19 protein-coding genes and 1 riboswitch are annotated in these 17,619 nt (G+C 66.1%); of the genes, 2 read left to right on the plus strand and 17 right to left on the minus strand.

Features of this window, described 5'->3' with window-relative positions:
- Positions 1-2 precede the first annotated feature (2 nt).
- Positions 3-407 (minus strand): RidA family protein, encoded by a 405-nt coding sequence (locus LLJ08_RS14660; protein WP_104098585.1) that lies wholly within the window; start codon positions 405-407, stop codon positions 3-5.
- 131 nt (positions 408-538) lie between these two features.
- Here LLJ08_RS14660 and LLJ08_RS14665 point away from each other — a divergent pair, with 131 nt between their 5' ends.
- Positions 539-1,474 (plus strand): LysR family transcriptional regulator, encoded by a 936-nt coding sequence (locus LLJ08_RS14665; RefSeq protein WP_104098584.1) that lies wholly within the window; start codon positions 539-541, stop codon positions 1,472-1,474.
- Here the strand turns inward: LLJ08_RS14665 and LLJ08_RS14670 are convergent.
- The 13 genes from LLJ08_RS14670 to btuB all read right to left on the minus strand — a co-directional run bounded on the left by LLJ08_RS14670 (position 1,471) and on the right by btuB (position 13,623).
- Positions 1,471-2,202: an adenosylcobinamide-GDP ribazoletransferase gene (locus LLJ08_RS14670; RefSeq protein WP_228207349.1), complete on the minus strand. Its 732-nt coding sequence runs from the start codon at positions 2,200-2,202 to the stop codon at positions 1,471-1,473. The genes LLJ08_RS14665 and LLJ08_RS14670 overlap by 4 nt on opposite strands.
- A gap of 9 nt (positions 2,203-2,211) precedes the next feature.
- Positions 2,212-2,763 (minus strand): alpha-ribazole phosphatase family protein, encoded by a 552-nt coding sequence (cobC, locus tag LLJ08_RS14675; protein WP_102840747.1) that lies wholly within the window; start codon positions 2,761-2,763, stop codon positions 2,212-2,214.
- Positions 2,760-3,809, minus strand: coding sequence for a nicotinate-nucleotide--dimethylbenzimidazole phosphoribosyltransferase (gene cobT, locus LLJ08_RS14680; protein WP_228207350.1), 1,050 nt, complete (start codon positions 3,807-3,809; stop codon positions 2,760-2,762). The genes cobC and cobT overlap by 4 nt, the downstream gene beginning before the upstream one ends.
- 13 nt (positions 3,810-3,822) lie before the next feature.
- Positions 3,823-4,341, minus strand: coding sequence for a bifunctional adenosylcobinamide kinase/adenosylcobinamide-phosphate guanylyltransferase (gene cobU / locus LLJ08_RS14685; RefSeq protein ID WP_228207351.1), 519 nt, complete (start codon positions 4,339-4,341; stop codon positions 3,823-3,825).
- Between the two features lie 2 nt (positions 4,342-4,343).
- Positions 4,344-5,801, minus strand: a complete 1,458-nt coding sequence (locus LLJ08_RS14690) for a cobyric acid synthase (protein WP_228207352.1) — start codon at positions 5,799-5,801, stop codon at positions 4,344-4,346.
- Positions 5,798-6,787 carry a threonine-phosphate decarboxylase CobD gene (gene cobD / locus LLJ08_RS14695; protein ID WP_228207353.1) on the minus strand — a complete coding sequence of 330 codons (990 nt, stop codon included), beginning with the start codon at positions 6,785-6,787 and terminating at the stop codon, positions 5,798-5,800. Before cobD ends, LLJ08_RS14690 begins: the two co-directional genes overlap by 4 nt.
- Positions 6,780-7,691: an adenosylcobinamide-phosphate synthase CbiB gene (cbiB, locus tag LLJ08_RS14700; protein ID WP_228207354.1), complete on the minus strand. Its 912-nt coding sequence runs from the start codon at positions 7,689-7,691 to the stop codon at positions 6,780-6,782. The genes cobD and cbiB overlap by 8 nt, the downstream gene beginning before the upstream one ends.
- Positions 7,688-8,488 (minus strand): cobalamin-binding protein, encoded by an 801-nt coding sequence (locus tag LLJ08_RS14705; RefSeq protein ID WP_213573518.1) that lies wholly within the window; start codon positions 8,486-8,488, stop codon positions 7,688-7,690. Before LLJ08_RS14705 ends, cbiB begins: the two co-directional genes overlap by 4 nt.
- Positions 8,485-9,132 carry a 5,6-dimethylbenzimidazole synthase gene (gene bluB / locus LLJ08_RS14710; protein ID WP_003297940.1) on the minus strand — a complete coding sequence of 216 codons (648 nt, stop codon included), beginning with the start codon at positions 9,130-9,132 and terminating at the stop codon, positions 8,485-8,487. Before bluB ends, LLJ08_RS14705 begins: the two co-directional genes overlap by 4 nt.
- On the minus strand, positions 9,129-10,421 hold the full coding sequence (locus LLJ08_RS14715) for a cobyrinic acid a,c-diamide synthase CobB (RefSeq protein ID WP_101274285.1): 1,293 nt from the start codon (positions 10,419-10,421) through the stop codon (positions 9,129-9,131). Before LLJ08_RS14715 ends, bluB begins: the two co-directional genes overlap by 4 nt.
- A 124-nt stretch (positions 10,422-10,545) precedes the next feature.
- The gene (cobO, locus tag LLJ08_RS14720; protein WP_015277758.1) at positions 10,546-11,157 is read right to left on the minus strand and encodes a cob(I)yrinic acid a,c-diamide adenosyltransferase; all 612 of its coding nucleotides are present in this window, start codon (positions 11,155-11,157) and stop codon (positions 10,546-10,548) included.
- Positions 11,154-11,723: a hypothetical protein gene (locus LLJ08_RS14725; RefSeq protein WP_015277759.1), complete on the minus strand. Its 570-nt coding sequence runs from the start codon at positions 11,721-11,723 to the stop codon at positions 11,154-11,156. Before LLJ08_RS14725 ends, cobO begins: the two co-directional genes overlap by 4 nt.
- Before the next feature lie 46 nt (positions 11,724-11,769).
- Complete coding sequence (gene btuB, locus LLJ08_RS14730; RefSeq protein WP_041013439.1) at positions 11,770-13,623, minus strand: TonB-dependent vitamin B12 receptor; 1,854 nt, start codon at positions 13,621-13,623, stop codon at positions 11,770-11,772.
- Positions 13,624-13,741: 118 nt separating this feature from the next.
- A riboswitch (cobalamin riboswitch) is annotated at positions 13,742-13,957 on the minus strand.
- Positions 13,958-14,102: 145 nt separating this feature from the next.
- Here btuB and LLJ08_RS14735 point away from each other — a divergent pair.
- Positions 14,103-14,906 carry a metallophosphoesterase family protein gene (locus LLJ08_RS14735; protein WP_228208950.1) on the plus strand — a complete coding sequence of 268 codons (804 nt, stop codon included), beginning with the start codon at positions 14,103-14,105 and terminating at the stop codon, positions 14,904-14,906.
- A 24-nt stretch (positions 14,907-14,930) separates the two neighbouring features.
- Here LLJ08_RS14735 and nhaD read toward each other — a convergent pair whose 3' ends face one another.
- From nhaD to LLJ08_RS14750, 3 genes are all read right to left on the minus strand, one after another.
- Positions 14,931-16,184: a sodium:proton antiporter NhaD gene (nhaD, locus tag LLJ08_RS14740; RefSeq protein ID WP_228207355.1), complete on the minus strand. Its 1,254-nt coding sequence runs from the start codon at positions 16,182-16,184 to the stop codon at positions 14,931-14,933.
- A 191-nt stretch (positions 16,185-16,375) separates the two neighbouring features.
- Entirely contained in the window at positions 16,376-16,903 is a 528-nt protein-coding gene (locus tag LLJ08_RS14745; protein ID WP_102821407.1) for a C40 family peptidase, read from the minus strand.
- A gap of 76 nt (positions 16,904-16,979) precedes the next feature.
- A complete protein-coding gene (locus LLJ08_RS14750; RefSeq protein ID WP_104098571.1) occupies positions 16,980-17,612 on the minus strand; it encodes a C40 family peptidase in 633 nt (210 codons plus the stop codon).
- Between the last annotated feature and the right edge of the window lie 7 nt (positions 17,613-17,619).

Here is a 17,619-nt window from a genome sequence, read left to right on the forward strand (position 1 = left end):
GCTCAAGCCGCAGCCGGTTCCGGCAGCTTGGCGATCACCTTGATCTCGAACTGGAAGCCGTACAGCCAGGTAACCCCAACGGCCGTCAGCGTCGGATGCGGCGCTGCGCCCCAGTATTCGGGCACGACGCTCCAGACCCGCTCGAAGATCGCCTGCGGATCGACCATGAACACGGTGACGTCAATGACATCGTCGAAGGTGCAGCCAGCCGCCTGCAGGATTGCGTTCAGGTTATCGAACGCACGCCGGGCCTGCGCCTCCAGCTCCGGTTCGGGTGAGCCGTCCTCGCGGCTGCCGACCTGTCCGGAGACGAACAGCAAGCCATTGGCGCGGATGGCCGGGGAATAGCGATTGCGCTCGTAGAGCGCCTGGCGGCCAGGCGGAAAAACAACATCACGCGGTGTCATGTGCAACCTCCAATAAGGGTCGGAGCGACCCGTTGAATGAAGGCCTCACTGTAGAAGTCGCAAAGCACTGGATAAACGCGCCAGGTCGCTCAACACTATTTGCGTAATCCAAACAATCCGCGGGAGTTCAGATGGACCGTTTCGATGCGATGCAGGCCTTCGTTCGCGTGGTGGAAACCGGCAGCTTCACCAAGGCCGCCGAGACCCTGCGCATCAGCAAGACCAGCGTCACCCAGCAGGTCCAGCAACTCGAGGCGCGGCTTCGCGTCAGGCTACTCAACCGCACCACGCGCAAGGTCAACGTCACCGCCGACGGTGCGGCCTATTACGAGCGCGCCCTGCGCCTGCTGGCCGATCTGGACGACGCCGAAACCAGCCTGTCCGCCGCAGCAGCAGTGCCGCGAGGACGCTTGCGCGTGGACGTCCCCAGCCCACTGGCGCGGATGATCCTGATTCCGGCATTGCCGGCCTTCTATGCGAAGTATCCGGACATCCAGCTGGACATGGGCGTCAGCGACCGGCGGGTGGACCTGATCGGGGAGAACGTGGACTGCGTCGTGCGCGGTGGGGAAATCACCGACCAGTCACTGATCGCCCGCCACGTCGGCGACCTGCGCCTTGGCGTCTACGCGGCCCCTGGTTACCTCGAACGCGCCGGCGTGCCGACACATCCGAGCGAGCTGGAAAACAGCCACCACCGTGTCGTCGGCTTTCTCTGGGCGCGCACCGGCAAACCGACGGCGTACATCATGCAGCGGCAGAACGAGCAGGTTCAGGTACACGGCCGCTATGCACTTGCCGTGGACGATGGCAACGCCTGCCTGGCCGCGGGCCTGGCCGGGCTGGGCATCATCTGGCTACCGGAGTACATGGTCAGAACGCACCTGGCCAACGGCGAGCTGTTGCCACTGCTGGAAGACTGGCGGCTCGATGAAATGCCGCTGTACCTGGCATTCCCACCGAATCGGCATGTCAGCGCCAAGCTGCGCGTGTTCATCGATTGGGTCATCGAACTTATGGCGCAGCATGCGCCCGTGCTCGACCGCCGACCGGTGGCCGACCGCTAGAGCTGCAGCGCCAGCCCTATCAATACCGTGCACTCCACCAGTTCCAGCAGCGCGCCGGCGGTATCGCCGGTGGTGCCGCCGAGCCGGCGCAGCATGGCGCGACGCGCCAGCAGGAATGTCACGGCAGCCAATGACAGGGCGATCAGCCCGCTGCTGCCGAACAGCAAACAACCCACCGCGACCAGTGCCAGTACGCCGCGCGCCCCGCCATGTGGAAGATTCGCCGCCAGCGCATGACCAAGGCCGCCGGGCCGCACGTATGGCGTGCAGAGAAACAGCGCTGGCAGCGCGGCCCGCCCTAGCACTGGCGCCAGCAACAGTGCGGAGTACTGTTGCGCTTGGAGCAACGCCAACAGCGCGGTGAATTTAAGCAACAGCAAAAGCACCAGAACCACCACGGCGACCGGGCCGCTGCGCGGGTCCTTCATGATCTGCAGCGTGCGGTCGCGGTCGCCGAAGCCACCCAGCCAGGCGTCGGCGCTGTCGGCCAGACCATCGAGGTGCAAGGCGCCGGTCAGCGCGACCCAGAGGGTGAGCAGCAAGACCGCCTGTAACAGCGGTGCAGCCCCAGCCAGCACAAACGCGGCCAAACCGAGCAACGCGCCGAGCAACAGACCGACCACGGGGTAATACAGCAATGAGCGCCCCTGCTGCTCTGGCTCCGGCATTGCCGGCAAGCGGATCGGCAGGCTGGTGAGAAATTGCAGGGCGATCAATAGTGGCAGCATCGGCAGGTCCTACTCCTCGACGGAGAGCGACAGCAGTTCGCCGTGGGCCACGACAACCTCCAGCAGCCGCTCCCTTGGCAAGCCCCGCGCGCGCGCCAGCAGCAGGCGCATGACGCCGGCATGACAGATGACCAACAGTTGCTGGCCGGCAAAGCGCTGCCGAAGGCTGTCGATAGCATTCAGCACGCGCGCCTCGAACTGCACCAGCGGCTCACCGCCAGGCGGCGTAAATCCGTAGGGATCGGCCCAGAACAGGCCGAGCACCTCGGCACTGTGCTGCATCAGATCGGCGGCGCTACGGCCTTCCCAGTCGCCGAAATGCAGCTCGCGCAGGTCCGGCTCCAGCTGCAGCGGCAAGCCGTGCTGCGCGGCCAGCTCCCGGGCAAAGGTGGCGCAGCGCTGCAGCGGCGAGCTGACCAGCGCGTCCCAGGGACCGGCACCAGCAACCGCATCGCGCATCTGCTGCCAGCCACGCTCAGTCAGCGCATCGTCGAGGCTGCCGCGAAAGCCACCGCCCTGCTCGGTCTCGCCATGGCGCAGCAGATCGATGCTCGTAATCATGCAGTTCGGTCCGAAACTGCGGCTTCGGCGAACGTCGCCATTTCGTTGTGCAGCGCGCAGGCCTGCTGCAACAAGGGCACCGCCAGCGCCGCCCCGCTGCCCTCACCCAGGCGCAAGCCGAGATCGAGCAACGGAACGGCACCGAGCGCTTCCAGGACCGCTACGTGACCAGGCTCGGCAGAACGATGGGCGAAGATCAGCCAGGGCCGACATGCCGGGTTCAGCCGCACCGCACAGAGCGCGGCAGCGCTGCAGATAAAGCCGTCGACCAGTACCGCAATGCCCAGCTGCGCGCAGCGCAGATAGGCACCCGCCAGCGCCGCGATCTCGAAACCACCCAGTCGGCGCAGGGCCTCAAGCGGCGCGACACAATGCTCGGCGTGCAGCCGAACCGCGTCCTGGATCACCTGAACCTTGTGGCGAACACCGGCCAGATCGAGCCCGGTGCCCGGCCCGACCAGGGTCAACGGCGAGCGCGGCAGCAGCACGGCAGCCAAGGCACTGGCGCTGGTGGTGTTGCCGATGCCCATTTCGCCACCGATGAACAGCTGGGCAGAGCCTTCCGCAGCACGCTGCGCGCTGTCGCGTCCGGCTGCCAGGGCCAGACGCATTTGCTCGTCACTCATCGCCGCTTCGCGAGCCAGGTTGGCCGTGCCGGGGCCGAGTCGCAAATGGCTCACGCCATCCAGTTGTAGCGGTTCCACCGTGCCCAGGTCGGTCACCTCCAGCGGCGCGCCCAGGCGCTTTGACAACACGCTCAGTGCAGCCCCGCCGCCGACGAAATTGCGCAGCATCTGCCCGGTCACCGATTGCGGATAAGCCGAAACACCCTCTCCCACCACGCCGTGATCGCCGGCGAACACGCTGACATGCAGGCGCTCGACCTGCGGCCGCTCGCTGCCCTGCATAGCTGCCAGCGACACCGCCAGGGCTTCGAGCTGGCCGAGCGCACCACGTGGCTTGGTCAACTGATCCTGGCGCGCCAATGCCTGGGCGCGCACGGATTCATCCAGCATGTGGCATGGCTCGTTCCACCAATCGTGCATCAATGCGCTTCCTTCAATGTGCGTCCTTCAATGTCATGGGCAGCCCGGCGACCATAAAGGTCACCCGCTGCGCCCGTTCCGCCACGGCCTGGTGCAGCCAGCCGGCCTCGTCCACATAGCGACGGGTCAGCTCGCCCAGCGGCACCACGCCGAGGCCGGTCTCGTTGCTGACCAGCAGGATCCGCCCTGGCAGCCCGTCCAGGCATTCGAGCAGGGCATTACGCTCCTCGGCGAGGCGCGCCGCGTCGTCCAGCATCAGCAGGTTGGTTAGCCAGAGGGTCAGGCAGTCGACCAGCAGGCAGCGATTCGCAGCAGCCTGCTCGCGCAGCACCCGCGCCAGTTGCAGGGGTTCTTCGACCAGTGTCCAGTGCGCCGGGCGCCGCTCACGGTGATGGGCGATGCGCTCGGTCATCTCGCCGTCCAGCGGCTGGCTGGTGGCGATATAGGTAACCGCCAGGCCGCTATCGGCAGCCAGACGCTCGGCAAAGCGGCTCTTGCCCGAGCGGGCGCCGCCAAGAATCAGTTCCAGCATGCTCAGTCTTCCAGCCCGCAGAGCGCGCGTAACCGCGCGGTATCCAGATGTGTCTCGACCAGGTCGGCCAGGCGCTCGATGTCGCGCTCACGCAGCGCGTGGTAGTCGACAGTTTCCACCGCATCGAGGCCTGCCCAGCGCAGCAGGGCGGCACAGGCCTCGGGGCCTTCGAACAGGCCGTGCAGATAGGTGCCGAGCACCTGCCCGTCGGCGCTGATGGCGCCATCGAAGCGGCCATCGTCGAGCTGCACCGCTGGCTGCTCGAGCGCCGGGCCGCTGCTGACGCCGGCATGAATCTCGTAGCCGCTGACCGGCACGCCGTCCGGTAGCAACCGGCCGGTGACGTTGCGCAACTGCTTGTCCGCCTCAAGAACCGTGTCGAAATCCAGCAGCCCGAGCGCCTCGCTCTCCCCCGCCGCACCTTCCAGCCCGAGCGGATCAGCAATGCGCGTGCCGAGCATCTGCAGGCCGCCACAGATGCCCAGCAATTTGCCGCCGTAGCGCAGGTGCTTCTGGATTGCTGCTTCCCAGCCGTTGGCGCGCAGCCAGGTGAGGTCGGCGCGTACGCTTTTCGAGCCGGGCAGGATGATCAGATCGGCAGGCGGCACCGGCTGCCCGGGACCGACGAACTGCAGGTCGACCTGCGGGTGCAGGCGCAACGGGTCGAAGTCGGTGTGATTGCTGATGCGTGGCAGCACCGGCACCACCACCTTCAGCGCGTCGCCGGCCTTGCCGGACTGGCGCACATCGATGGCATCTTCGGCCTCCAGGTGCAGATCCATCAGGTACGGCAGCACGCCCAGTACCGGCTTGCCGGTGCGTTGCTCCAGCCAGTCGAGACCGGGCTGCAACAGCGCAATGTCGCCACGAAAACGGTTGATGACGAAGCCCTGAACCCGCGCCTGCTCGCTTTCCGAGAGCAACGCCAGGGTGCCGACCAGATGGGCGAACACCCCACCCTTGTCGATATCGGCGATCAGGATCACCGGGCAATCCACCGCCTCGGCGAAGCCCATGTTGGCGATATCGCCGGCGCGCAGATTGATCTCCGCAGGCGAACCGGCGCCCTCGACCATCACCACGCGATAAGCCGCGGACAGCCGCTGGTGCGAGTCGAGCACCGCCTGCATCGCCACGCGCTTGTAGTCATGGTAGGCGGCGGCATCCATGCTGGTCACCGCGCGACCATGGATGATCACCTGGGCGCCGATGTCGCTGTTGGGCTTCAAGAGCACCGGATTCATGTCGGTGTGCGGCGCAAGGTTCGCCGCCTGCGCCTGTACCGCCTGAGCCCTGCCGATTTCGCCGCCATCTGCAGTCACCGCGCTGTTGAGCGCCATGTTCTGCGGTTTGAACGGCACGACGGCAACCCCCTGGCGTGCCAACCAGCGGCACAGCGCCGTCACCAGCGTGCTCTTGCCGGCGTCGGAGGTGGTGCCCTGCACCATCAGCGTCGTCATGAATGTTGCTCCCTGAAAAATTGCAGAGCCTGATCAAGCCGCGCCCAACCAATATCGGTCGGCAGGCCGAAACGCACGCTGGAAGGCTGAGCGAAAAACCGTGTGAGAATGCCGCGACGGGCGAGAAAGTCATGCAGCAGAGCAGCGTCGTCGCTGACCCACCACTGGAACAGTGCGCAGCCGCCCAGCGGCGCAAGGCCATGGCGGCGTAGCAGATCGGTCAGACGCTGGCCGTCGCAGTGCAGGCATTCGCGCTGGCGCTGCTGAGCAGACTGATCAGCCAGCAGCACTGCGCCCAGCTGCCGCGTCGGGCCATTCACCGCCCAGGGGCCGAGCAGCCTGGCCAGGGAACGCAGCAGGCCAGTGTGGGCAAGTACGAAACCCAGTCTCGCGCCGGCTAGGCCAAAGAATTTGCCGAACGAGCGCAGCACGATCAGTCCGGGCAGGTGGCTGTGCTCGGCCAGACTGTGCTGCGGCGTGCAGTCCATGAACGCCTCGTCCACCACCAACCAGCCGCCGTAGGCCGCCAGCTCACTGCGCCACTCCAGCAGGCGCTGCGGCGCAATCAGCTGGCCGGTGGGATTGTTCGGGTTGACCACCACCAGCACGTCGAGCTGATCCAGTGCACGCGGCACGCTGGCCTCGCAGAGCTCGACGACACGGTGGCCGGCGCGACGCCAGGCCTCGGCGTGCTCGGCATAACAGGGCGATACGATGCCGATCCGTGCCGACCCGCGCAGGCGCGGCAGGGCCTGGATGGCACTCTGCGAACCGGCCACTGGCAACACCGCGCGCGCACCGTAGTACTGCCGGGCCGCTACTTCCAGGCCATCTTCAGGCTCTGGCAGACGTGTCCAGGCGCAGCTGGAAATGCTCGGCAACGGCGGGTGATAAGGGGCGATGCCAGTGGACAGGTCGAGCCAATCCGAAAGCGGAATGCCGTAGCGCTGTGCGGCTGCGCGCAAACGTCCACCGTGCTCAAGCATAGAGCCAGCCACCAAACAGCAGTGTCAGCAGCCAGACGCCGACGCCACCCCAGACCAGGTCCAGCGCATGTTCGATATGCCGCGCCTGCGGCGCCTGGCCCCGGCCCAGCTCGGGCCGCGCATGCACTTCACCGTGATAAATGGCGGCGCCACCCAACACCACACCCAGCGCTCCAGCCCCGGACGCCATTACCGGACCAGCGTTGGGGCTGTCCCACAGCGGCGCCTGGGTGCGCCAGCAACGCAGCGCGCGGCGGGTGCGCCCGAGCAATGCATAGGTCAGCGCGACCAGCCGTGCCGGCAGGTAGTTGAGCACGTCGTCGATGCGCGCCGCGGCCCAGCCGAAGCGCTCGAAGCGCGCGTTGCGATAGCCCCACATGGCGTCCAGCGTATTGCTCAGGCGGTACAGCACCACACCCGGCGCACCGGCGACGATAAACCAGAACAGCGCGGCGAACACCGCATCGCTGCCGTTCTCCAGCACCGACTCGGTGGCCGCACGGGCCACGCCCTCCTCGTCCAGCTGCGTGGTGTCGCGGCTGACGATCCAACCGACGCGGCGGCGTGCCTCTGGCAGATCATGCCGCCACAGCGCCTGCGCCACCGGCAGTGCATGCTCGCCCAGACTTCGCAGGCCCAGGGCCAGATAGAGCATTACGACCTCCACCAGCCAGCCGACGGTCGGTAACAGGCTGAGCAGCCAGGCCAGCAAGGTCAGCGGTAGCACCGCCAGGCACCAGGCGGTCACCCCGTGGCTGCGCCAGCCGCGCGCCGCAGATCCGTTGAAATGCTGCTCCAGGCGATCGGCCAGGCGACCGAAGGCTACCAGTGGATGCGCCCGCTTCGGCTCGCCGAGCAATGCATCCAGCAGCAGCGCCGCGCTAACGGTGAGGAACAGACTCACTCGGCCCTCTGCGCGCAGGCACTGATCAGCGCATGCAGCTGGCGTACGCCGTCGGTCAGCACCGCCGGGCCGGGGTTGAGAATGTCCGGCGACTTGATCTCGTGCAGCTGGCCCGTGCGCACCGCCGGAATCGCCTGCCAGCCAGGCCGTGCAGCCACCTGTTCCGGGCGAAAACGGCGCCCGCACCAGGAGCCGACGATCAGCTCTGGCGCGCGGCGCACCACTTCCTGCGGGTCCTCGATGATGCGTTGCTTGGCGCGCTTGAACGACGCCAGCTCGGCGAAGCAGTCCTCGCCACCGGCCAGTTCGATCAGCTCGCTGACCCAGGCGATGCCGGAAATCAGCGGCTCGTTCCATTCCTCGAAGTACACCCGCGGCCGGCGCGGCAAGGCGGCGGCGCTGGCGCGGATGACGTCCAGCCCGGCCTGCAGCTCGGCGATCAGCGCCCGCGCACGCTCGCCGGCATGCACCAGCGCACCGAGCGTCTCGATCATACGCAGGATGCCGGCGATATCGCGCTGGTTGAACAGGTGCACGTCCAGCCCTTCGCGCGCCAGCTCGGCGAGCATGTCGCCCTGCAAGTCGCTGTAGCCGAGCACCAGGTCCGGCTCGAGGGCGAGAATCTGCTCATGCTTGACGCTGGTGAAGCCGCTGACCTTGGGCTTCTCCTTGCGCGCCTGCGGCGGGCGCACGGTGAAGCCGGAGATGCCGACGATGCGCGCCTGCTCGCCCAGCAGGTAAAGCGTTTCGCAGGTCTCGGTGGACAGGCAGACGATGCGCTGCGGCCCCTTGCTCATTTCGCCTCCCAGGCATTCTCGAAAACCAGTTCGTGCAGCGGTCGCGGCGTGGTCCAGCCTTCCAGTGCCAGCATCGGTGCCGGATAGAACTCCTGCACCGGCCCGAGGCAGAGGATCGCCACCGGCTTGGCACCGCCCGGCATGCCGAGCAAGGCGGCCAGCGCGTCGGGATCGAACAGTGACACCCAGCCCATCCCCAGGCCTTCCGCTCGTGCCGCGAGCCAGAGATTCTGGATCGCGCAGGCCAGCGAAGCGAGATCCATCTCCGGCAGCGTGCGGCGGCCGAAGATATGTTGTTCGCGGCCATCCATCAACGCGGCGACCAGCAGTTCGGCGCAATCCTCGATGCCCTCGACCTTGAGCCGCATGAACTCGGCGGAACGCTCGCCGAGCGCCTGAGCCGTGCGCTGGCGCTCCTCACCGACCAGATCGGCGATGGCCGTGCGCAACTCGGGGCGGGTGATGCGGACAAAGCGCCACGGCTGCATCAGGCCGACGCTGGGTGCCTGATGCGCAGCGTTGAGCAGTCTCGACAACAGCTCCGGCGCTACCTCGCCGCCGGCGAAATGGCGCATGTCGCGGCGCTCGCCAATGGCCCGATAGACCGCCGCGCGCTCCTGCGGGCTGAAGGCATGCGCGCTCATGGCCGGAACAGCGCCGCGGCGGCTGCCGGATCGGACGGCAGGTACAGGTGGATATAGGACGCCGTCAGCCGCCCCCGGCGGTAGACCGCCTCGGCGGTGCGCTTGTAGTTCGGGCATTCGCCGCGAGCCAGCGGCTCGAGTGGCGACTCCAGCGCGGAATGGTGGAAGGTGTGCCCGCGCAGCCGCCCTTCCGGCAGCTCCACTTCCTGCAGCGCCAGCGCGGTCAGGCGCTTGTGCATGCGCGCCTCGCCGGGCAGCAGGCCGAGCATCTGCGCGCGCTCGTCGCCACGGTCGGTCAGCCCGTCGAGCAGGTAGAGCATGCCGCCGCACTCGGCGAGGATCGGCTTGCCCGACTCATGATGCGCACGGATCGCCTCAGCCATTGGCCCATTGCGCGATAACGCGCGCAGATGCAGCTCGGGATAGCCGCCGGGCAGGTACAGGCTGTCCACGGCCGGCAAGCGGGCGAAGCGCAGCGGCGAGAAAAACAGCAACTCGGCGCCCAACGCCTGCAGCAAGTCGAGATTGGCCTGGTAGAGAAAGGCAAAGGCCGCATCGCGTGCAACGCCGATGCGCACACCCGCCAGCAGCGGTTCGAGCGGCGCACTGGCCGGCGCGGCGAAAGTGACCGGGGCAGGCAACTCGGTGTCTGCACTGAGTGCCAGGGCATCGGCCGCGGCATCCAGACGGGCGTCCAGATCAGCCAGCTCCTCGGCCTGCACCAGCCCCAGGTGCCGGCTTGGCAGTTCCACCTCGACACTGCGCGGCAAGGCGCCGTACCAGCGGATCGACTCCGGCAGGCTGTCGCGCAGAATCTCGCCATGCCGGGCGCTGCCGACCCGATTGGCCAGCACGCCATCGAACGGCAGGTCCGGCTGGAAGCTGCTCAGCCCGTGCGCCATGGCGCCGAAGGTCTGCGCCATGGCCGAGCCATCGATGACCGCCAGCACCGGCACGCCGAAGCGCCGCGCCAGATCAGCCGCCGAGGGCGAACCATCGAACAGGCCCATCACCCCTTCGATCAGGATCAGGTCGGCCTCGCCCGCCGCTTCCCAGAGCAGGCGCCGCGACTCCTCTTCGCCGACCATCCACAGATCGAGCTGATAGACCGGCTTGCCGCTGGCACGCGCAAGGATCATCGGGTCGAGGAAGTCCGGCCCGCATTTGAACACCCGCACGCGCTTGCCCTGCCGCGCATGCAGCCGCGCCAGAGCGGCAGTGACGGTAGTCTTGCCCTGGCCGGAAGCAGGTGCGGCGATCAACAGCGCCGGGCAGTTTCTACTGGTCATCGCGGTCTCTCATCAGCATCGTAGGTTGGATGACGCTTCACCCATCCACCGACCACGCCGATGGTGGATGAAACAGACGTCATCCACCCTATGCAACGGTCCGTGAATGTCTTGAGCGCTGGCATCAAAATTCGACGCCTTTCTGCGCCTTAACGCCGGCCTTGAACGCATGTTTGACCAACGCCATCTCGGTGACGGTGTCCGCCGCCTCGACCAGACCCGGCGGGGCGCCGCGGCCGGTGACCACCACGTGCTGCAGCAGCGGCCGCGACTCGATGTCGGCGAGCACCGGCGCCAGCTCCAGGTAGCCGTACTTCAGGGCGATGTTCAGTTCGTCGAGCACCACCAGGCCGATCTCGGGATCGGCCAGCAGCTCGGCTGCGACCGCCCAGGCTTCGCGGGCCTTGGCGATGTCACGCTGGCGATCCTGGGTTTCCCAGGTGAAGCCCTCACCCATCACGTGGTAGCGGACCTCGTCCGGGAAGCGCCGGAAGAATGCCTCCTCGCCGGTGCTGGCCGCGCCCTTGATGAATTGCACCACGCCGACCTTGATGCCATGGCCGAGCGCACGCGCCACCATGCCGAAAGCCGAACTGCTCTTGCCCTTGCCATTACCGGTGTGCACCAGCAGCAGGCCGTACTCGTCCTGCGCCTCGGCAATCTTCTCGTCGATCAGCGCCTTCTTGCGCTGCATGCGCGCCTTGTGGCGATCGTCGCGTTCGCTGGACTCACTCATGCGCGGGCCTCGTCACGCTGCCCGGCCCAGGCACGTAGGCCGACGAACAGCAGCGCGGCGACGCCGACATACAGCGCCAGGGTCGACAGGTAACGCGGGTAATAGGTGGCGATGCGCTCGGCCAGCAGCGCCAGGGTCGGCTCGGGATAGCGCCCGGAGAAATAGAGGAAGCCGCCGCCGGAGAACAGGTAGCAAACGAAGGCGCTCGCCATCACGCACAGCGCCAGGGTCGCCAGGCTGCTGAAATGGTCACGATGCAGACGTGCATAGAGTCGACCGCCCAGCCACAGCGAACCGTATGCCGGCACGAGCATCCAGTACGCCGGCGACATGCACCAGTCGCTGACACCGGCCCACTGGATGGCGGCGAAATCCAGCAGCGAAGCCTCGAGAAACAGTGCCGGAAACACCCACTTCGGCCGCACCAGCACGCCGGCGAGGAAGAACACCGCCCAGGACGCGCTGGGCAGGTTCACGCTGGCGAAGTGCTGTCCGCGGGTCATGGCCAGCAGCGCGGCAAGCGCGAGGCCGACCAGCAGCTGGTATCTCGGGGCAAGCTTGATCATTGCAATCTCCTCTGGTGGGCGCGGGCGACATGCCCGCGTCGCGGTCTTACAGCGCCTGGTAGCGCACGGTCAGGTAAGCGGCCTGGCCGGGCTGGTTGTAGCCCTCGGCGGTTTCGTAGTCGGCGTCCAGCAGGTTGGCGACGCGCGCCTGCAGGCGCCACTCCGGGGTGATGCGGTATTCGCCACGCAGGTCGAGGGTGGCGTAGCCGGACAGCTCGCGGGTGTTGGCCAGGTCGTCGTAACGCTGCCCCTCGGCGTGCAGGCTGGCGCCAACGCTGAAGGCACCGAGCCGGCGGTCGAGGTCAAGGTTGAATAGCTGCTTGGCCCGGCGCGCCAGCTCGTTGCCGCGGTTGGCCCCGGCGGAGCGGTTCTCCGGCTCCAGCAGGCTGTAGTTGGCGTTCCAGTCCCAACCGAACAATTGGCTGCCGAGCACCAGCTCGACCCCGCGGATACGCGCTTCCTGCACGTTGGCCGGCGCGGAAATGCTGGCGTCATAGGCGATGAGGTCATCGACCACGGTGCGATAGGCATTCACCGCCCAGTGGCCCCAGCCATGCTGCCCGGCAAGGCCGACTTCGAGGCTCTCGGAGGTTTCCGCGTCCAGCTCGGGATTGCCGTAGTCGGGGAAATACAGCTCGTTGAAGGTCGGCGCCTTGAATGCCGTGCCATAGCTGATGGTGCCGCGCAACCAGTCGGTCAGCGCATAGCCGTAGCCGATGTTGCCGGTGTCGTGCTGGCCGAACTGCTCGTTATCATCACGTCGCAGCGACAGCTGCCAGTCATGGCGGCCGACCTCGCCCAGGTACTGAGCGAAATAGCCGTCGTTGTCCCGGGAATCCTCGGCATACACCGTGGTGCCGTTGACCTCATCGCGCTGGTGGTCGGCACCCAGGATCAGCGTATGCCCCGCGGCCAGCTCGATATCGTTCTGCCAGCTGAACGTGTCGCGACGGCTGTCGAAGCGTGAATAGAACTGTCCGTCCTGATAGGCATCGGATTTGTCTTCGCTGCGCCCGGCCTGCAGCGTCACCAGCCAGGGTTCCAGCGGACTGAAGCGCGCACGGGTGCCGAAGACCCTCGACTCGCCATCGGCATTGGCGCCGAAACCGGACGTGCGGGAGCGGTTTACGCTGTCGTAGTCGTTATGGGATTTGGCCTGCAGCAGGTTGGCGTCCAGCTCCAGGCCGTTGTCGAAGCGGTAGCCGGCGCTCAGCGTCGCGGACAGGTTGCGATAGCCATCGGCATCACGTTCGTAGCCGCTGGTGTCCGCCGACTTGACGTTGATGCCGTCGGTGTCCGAGCCACTGACGCCCAGGCTGTACCAGCCACGACCGTCACCACCGGAAACGCCGGCGCTGCCCGTGTAGGTGTCATGGGTGCCGTAGCCGGCCGAGAAGAACGGCTTGACGCCCTGCCCCTGGCCCTTGCGGGTGAATATCTGGATCACCCCGCCGATGGCCTCCGAGCCGTACAGGCTGGAGCGTGGACCGCGGACCACCTCGATGCGCTCGATCAGCTCCAGCGGCAGATCCTGCAGGGCCGCGCCGCCGCCCGAGACCGAGCCGATCTTGATGCCATCGATCATCACCAGCACGTGATCGGATTCGGTGCCGCGCATGAACAGCGAGGTGGACTTGCCGGGCCCGCCGTTGTTGGCCAGCGATACGCCAGGCACCTGCTTGAGCAGCTCGGGCAGCGAACTCGCCTGGCTGCGTTCGATCCGCTCGCGGTCTATCACGGTCACCGCGGCCAGGCTCTGCTGAGCCGTCTGCGCGGTGCGGGTGGCGGTCACCACCTGTTGCTGGAGATCCAGCGGGGCTGCGGCCAGCTGGCCAATGGAAAGGGGAAAACTGCCGAGCAGCACATAGGCCGCTGGCTTGAAACGGGGCTTGCAAGTCAAGGTACAGGTCTCCGTCGTGCCCACCCGCACGACTGAAAGTCGACGAAGACAGACGGAGGAACCGCAAAAGGAAGTGAATACCGCGAGGGATATGCACCCGCCCAGCGCCCGCCGCACTGTCAGTGAAATGCGACAGGCCGGTCTCCGGGCTTGCGAGCGTACGCCTTGCGGCGTCCCGAAACCGCGCCTTCCCATGCGTTGAGCACAGTGGCTATTAGGGTTTCTCGACTCGCCTACCGTTGCGGGGGCAGCGCCGGAATCTTCGTGAGAATGGACCGGCTTCCCTGTTTCACCCCCTCGCTGAAGAGGGGGCACCTGAGGCGACGCGGAGGTTAGTCCAAGGCCGGGCTTGACGCAACCACGGGGTTGTCGCAGCGCCCTGCAATTTCCGCTTGCATCTCGGCGCTCGGAACGGCGGACGCCAAAAGGCTTCGAATGCAACAATGCCAGCAATCAGCCAGGACCCATATCCGACGCCCATGACCAGCATCGTGCAGATTTCAGACACCCATTTCGGTACCGAACAACCTTCCGTGGTCCAGGCCCTGGAGGACCATGTACGCGAACACCGGGCCGACCTGCTGGTGTTCTCCGGCGACATCACCCAGCGTGCCCGTCGCGGGCAGTTCGCCAGTGCCGCCGCCTTCGTGCGCCGCGTGCAGGCCGATGGCGTCGGCGAGACGCTGGTGATTCCGGGCAATCACGACATCCCGCTGTACAACCTCTTCGCCCGCCTGTTCACGCCGTACAGCAACTACCGGCGACACTTCGGCGATGAGCTGGAGCCGGTATTCGAGAACGACGACATGCTGGTGATCGGGCTCAATACCACCCATCCGCGCCGGCACAAGGACGGCGTGGTGACGGGGCGACAAGTGGAGCGGGTGGCGCAGCGGCTGGCCGATGGCAACCCGCACAAGATTCGCATCGTGGTGGCCCACCAGCCATTCGGCGCGATGGTGCCGAGCGATCTGAGCAACCTGCAGCACGGCGCCGAATTCGCGCTGCAGCGCTGGGCCGAGCACGGGCTGGACCTGGTCATGGGCGGGCACATCCATCTGCCCTACGTGCTGCCGTTGTCCAAGCAGTACAGCGGCCTCGCGCGGGAGATCTGGATGGTGCAGGCCGGCACCACGCTCTCGACCCGCCTGCGTGGCACCTCGCCAAACTCCTTCAACCGGCTGAAGCTGCATCCCGGCGAACAGAAGAAGGTCTGCGTCGAGCGCTGGGACCTGCTCGACGGTCGCTTCGTGCTGGGTTCGCACTTCAACCTGAGCTGGTGACCCGCGCTAGCACGCGAACCGCGGTCAGCCCACCGACAGGCCGACCAGATAGACACCGGCGAAGCCGATGTTGAAGGCGATGAACAGGTAGAGCATGTAGCGCAGGTAGCTGCCGAAGGTCAGCCCCGGCACCTTGCTCATGGCGACGATGCCCGACGCCGAACCGATCACCAGCAGCGAGCCGCCAACACCGACCGCATAGGTCAGCACCATCCATTCGGCGACACCCATTTCCAGGCCTGATTTCAGCAGCGCTGCGGTCAGCGGCACGTTGTCGATGGCCGCCGACATTACGCCCATCAGGTAGTTGGCCATCACTGCCGGCACCTGGTCATAGATGTGCACCAGCCCGTCGAGCACGCGAATCTCCTTGAGCATGCCGACGAGCAGGAGGATGCCGAGGAAGAAGAACAGCGTCTCGAACTCCACCTGGCGCACGTATTCGAGAATCGGATCGGAGTCGTTGTCGTCGCTGAAGAAGCGCGCAACCAGGAACATCACCGAGAGGCCGGCGAGGAAGGTCAGCACCGGCGGGATCTGGAACAGGAAGTTGCCGACAATGGTGCTGAGGATGGTGCACAGGAAGATCAGTGCAATCGCCACGTCGACACCGCGCACATCGTTGCGCTGGCCCTGCACCACCACCTCGCCCTTCATACCGATCGACAGCATGGCGGCCAGCACCATCACCGCGACGAATGCCGGCACGGCCAGTGCCAGCAGCTGGAGGATCGCCACCTTGCCAGCGAGGAAGATCATCAGCGTGGTGACGTCGCCGGTAATCAGCGCGACGCCACCGGAGTTGACGGAGAAAACCACCAAGGTAGCGAACTTGATGGTCTTCGCCCGATCCAGCTGCAGCGAGAGAATCAGGGTGATGGAGACCAGCGTCGCGGTGATGTTGTCGGCGAGCGACGAGAACACGAAGCAGAAGGTCGCTGTGAGGAACAGCAGCGCGCGCTCACTGATCCGCGTGGGCAACACCAGATAGATCAGGTTCTCGATCATGCCCTTCTTGTTCAGATAGGCAACGAAGGTCATGGCCGCCACCAGGAAGATCCACAATCCGGCGATCTCGGCGATGTTCTCGTTGAGGCTTTCCAGCACGGTTTCCCGCGCCTCGCCCACCGGTGTGAAGATGAACAAGAGCAGCCAGGCCAGGGTGCCGAAGAACAGCGTCACCTTGGCCTTGTTCACGTGAGTAATTTCTTCGAGTACGACACCAAGCAGCGCCGCGACCGCCAGTGCAATCAGCACGTACGTCAGCAATTCAGGCATATCTCACCTAATGGAAGTGGGGAAAAAGGGGCTGTGCGCGACGGAACGACGCACGGGGAGGAATTGGGGATGCGCATGGTAGCCAAAGCGCCAGGCGAGCGAAATCACCGCATGTCAAACGGGGAGTGTTTCAGCATGTGAGTACGACTAAAGACAGGGCGTCTACGACGGGGGTTCTATGCGGATGACGCTCAGGGGTTGCGGGCCAGTTGCTCCTGGTCGAGCACGCGCTTGGCGCCCAGATAACTCTTATTCCAGTAGCCGGCGGTAAGACTGTCCAGGCGTACCGTGCCGCCAGAAGATGGCGCGTGAACGAAGCGGTCTTCGCCAACGTAGATGCCCGCGTGGCTGACCCGGCGCCCACCGCTGGTAGCGAAGAACACCAGATCGCCGGGCTGCAATGCGTCGCGCCGTACGGAGGGGCCGCGCAGATTGCTCATGGCCTGAGTGGTGCGAGGGAGCTGGATGCCGGCTGCGCCGTGGTAGACGTAGCCGATCAGGCCACTGCAGTCGAAACCGCTATCCGGCGTGTTGCCGCCCCAGCGATAAGGCGTGCCGACCAGACCAATCGCACTGAACAGCACGTCTTCAGCGGCGCCAGGCACGGGCTGTTGGTGGACCCTGGGTGTCTGCACGACCGGCGGCGTGGGTGCCTTTCCGGCACAGGCGGTCAGCAGCACAGTCAGAACAACGAGCGTGAGACGAGCCGGATAGTGCATGGCAGAGCGGTCCAGGCAAATGAGCCATCACTCTGCCGGCATGTGCGGGAAGACGCAACCCCCGCAGGTCGCGGGATCAGTGCTGGGACGTGTGCGAAGCCAGATCGGACGCCAGGGCCAGCACGCGTTTTGCTTCCATGTAGCTGGCGCGCCAGTAACGGTCATCCAGGCTGTCGACGCGCACGCCACCGCTGCGGCTGCTGGAGGCGTGGATGAACTGGTCATCGCCGATGTAGATGCCGGCATGGCTGACCCGGCCACGGCCACGGTTGTTGAAGAACACCACGTCACCGGGTTCCAGCTCGTTGCGCTTGACCACCGGTGCGTCGAGGTTGATCAGCTCGCGAGTGGAGCGCGGCAGCTCGAGACCTGCCTCCTTGCGGAACAGGAAGCCGACGAAGCCGCTGCAGTCGAAACCGCTCTTCACCGAGCTGCCACCGTAGCGATACGGGGTACCGACTAGGGTGAAGCCGCGCTCGAGAATGCTGTCGGCCAGCTGCGGCAGCTGGTAGTCGTGCTCATCGGTAAGCTCTGCCAGCGACTGCTCTTCGCTCTTTTCGAGCGCGTCGAAGTCGAATCCGGCCAAGGGATGGTGTTGCGACAGACGAGGCGCGTCGGCTTGCTGCTCGGTCTGTACAGGCTGGCCGGCGCAGGCGGTCAGCAGGGCGATGAGTGCGAGAGGCACGAGGGGTGCGAAGCGTTGGCGCATGGGCACA

This window comes from Stutzerimonas chloritidismutans (genome assembly GCF_020783375.1).
GTDB classification, from domain to species: Bacteria; Pseudomonadota; Gammaproteobacteria; order Pseudomonadales; family Pseudomonadaceae; genus Stutzerimonas; species Stutzerimonas kunmingensis.

Bases quoted from the DNA above. Each gene is read 5' to 3' on its own strand.
- nhaD (WP_228207355.1), bottom strand. From the start codon at position 16,184: ATGCCTGAATTGCTGACGTACGTGCTGATTGCACTGGCGGTCGCGGCG.
- cobO (WP_015277758.1), bottom strand. From the start codon at position 11,157: ATGAGTGAGTCCAGCGAACGCGACGATCGCCACAAGGCGCGCATGCAG.
- LLJ08_RS14690 (WP_228207352.1), bottom strand. From the start codon at position 5,801: ATGACGACGCTGATGGTGCAGGGCACCACCTCCGACGCCGGCAAGAGC.
- LLJ08_RS14725 (WP_015277759.1), bottom strand. From the start codon at position 11,723: ATGATCAAGCTTGCCCCGAGATACCAGCTGCTGGTCGGCCTCGCGCTT.
- LLJ08_RS14670 (WP_228207349.1), bottom strand. From the start codon at position 2,202: ATGCTGCCACTATTGATCGCCCTGCAATTTCTCACCAGCCTGCCGATC.
- cobC (WP_102840747.1), bottom strand. From the start codon at position 2,763: ATGATTACGAGCATCGATCTGCTGCGCCATGGCGAGACCGAGCAGGGC.
- LLJ08_RS14750 (WP_104098571.1), bottom strand. From the start codon at position 17,612: ATGCGCCAACGCTTCGCACCCCTCGTGCCTCTCGCACTCATCGCCCTG.
- cobT (WP_228207350.1), bottom strand. From the start codon at position 3,809: ATGCACGATTGGTGGAACGAGCCATGCCACATGCTGGATGAATCCGTG.
- LLJ08_RS14735 (WP_228208950.1), top strand. From the start codon at position 14,103: ATGACCAGCATCGTGCAGATTTCAGACACCCATTTCGGTACCGAACAA.
- bluB (WP_003297940.1), bottom strand. From the start codon at position 9,132: ATGAGCGCGCATGCCTTCAGCCCGCAGGAGCGCGCGGCGGTCTATCGG.
- LLJ08_RS14745 (WP_102821407.1), bottom strand. From the start codon at position 16,903: ATGCACTATCCGGCTCGTCTCACGCTCGTTGTTCTGACTGTGCTGCTG.
- LLJ08_RS14705 (WP_213573518.1), bottom strand. From the start codon at position 8,488: ATGAGCAAGGGGCCGCAGCGCATCGTCTGCCTGTCCACCGAGACCTGC.
- LLJ08_RS14665 (WP_104098584.1), top strand. From the start codon at position 539: ATGGACCGTTTCGATGCGATGCAGGCCTTCGTTCGCGTGGTGGAAACC.
- LLJ08_RS14660 (WP_104098585.1), bottom strand. From the start codon at position 407: ATGACACCGCGTGATGTTGTTTTTCCGCCTGGCCGCCAGGCGCTCTAC.
- cobU (WP_228207351.1), bottom strand. From the start codon at position 4,341: ATGCTGGAACTGATTCTTGGCGGCGCCCGCTCGGGCAAGAGCCGCTTT.
- LLJ08_RS14715 (WP_101274285.1), bottom strand. From the start codon at position 10,421: ATGACCAGTAGAAACTGCCCGGCGCTGTTGATCGCCGCACCTGCTTCC.
- cobD (WP_228207353.1), bottom strand. From the start codon at position 6,787: ATGCTTGAGCACGGTGGACGTTTGCGCGCAGCCGCACAGCGCTACGGC.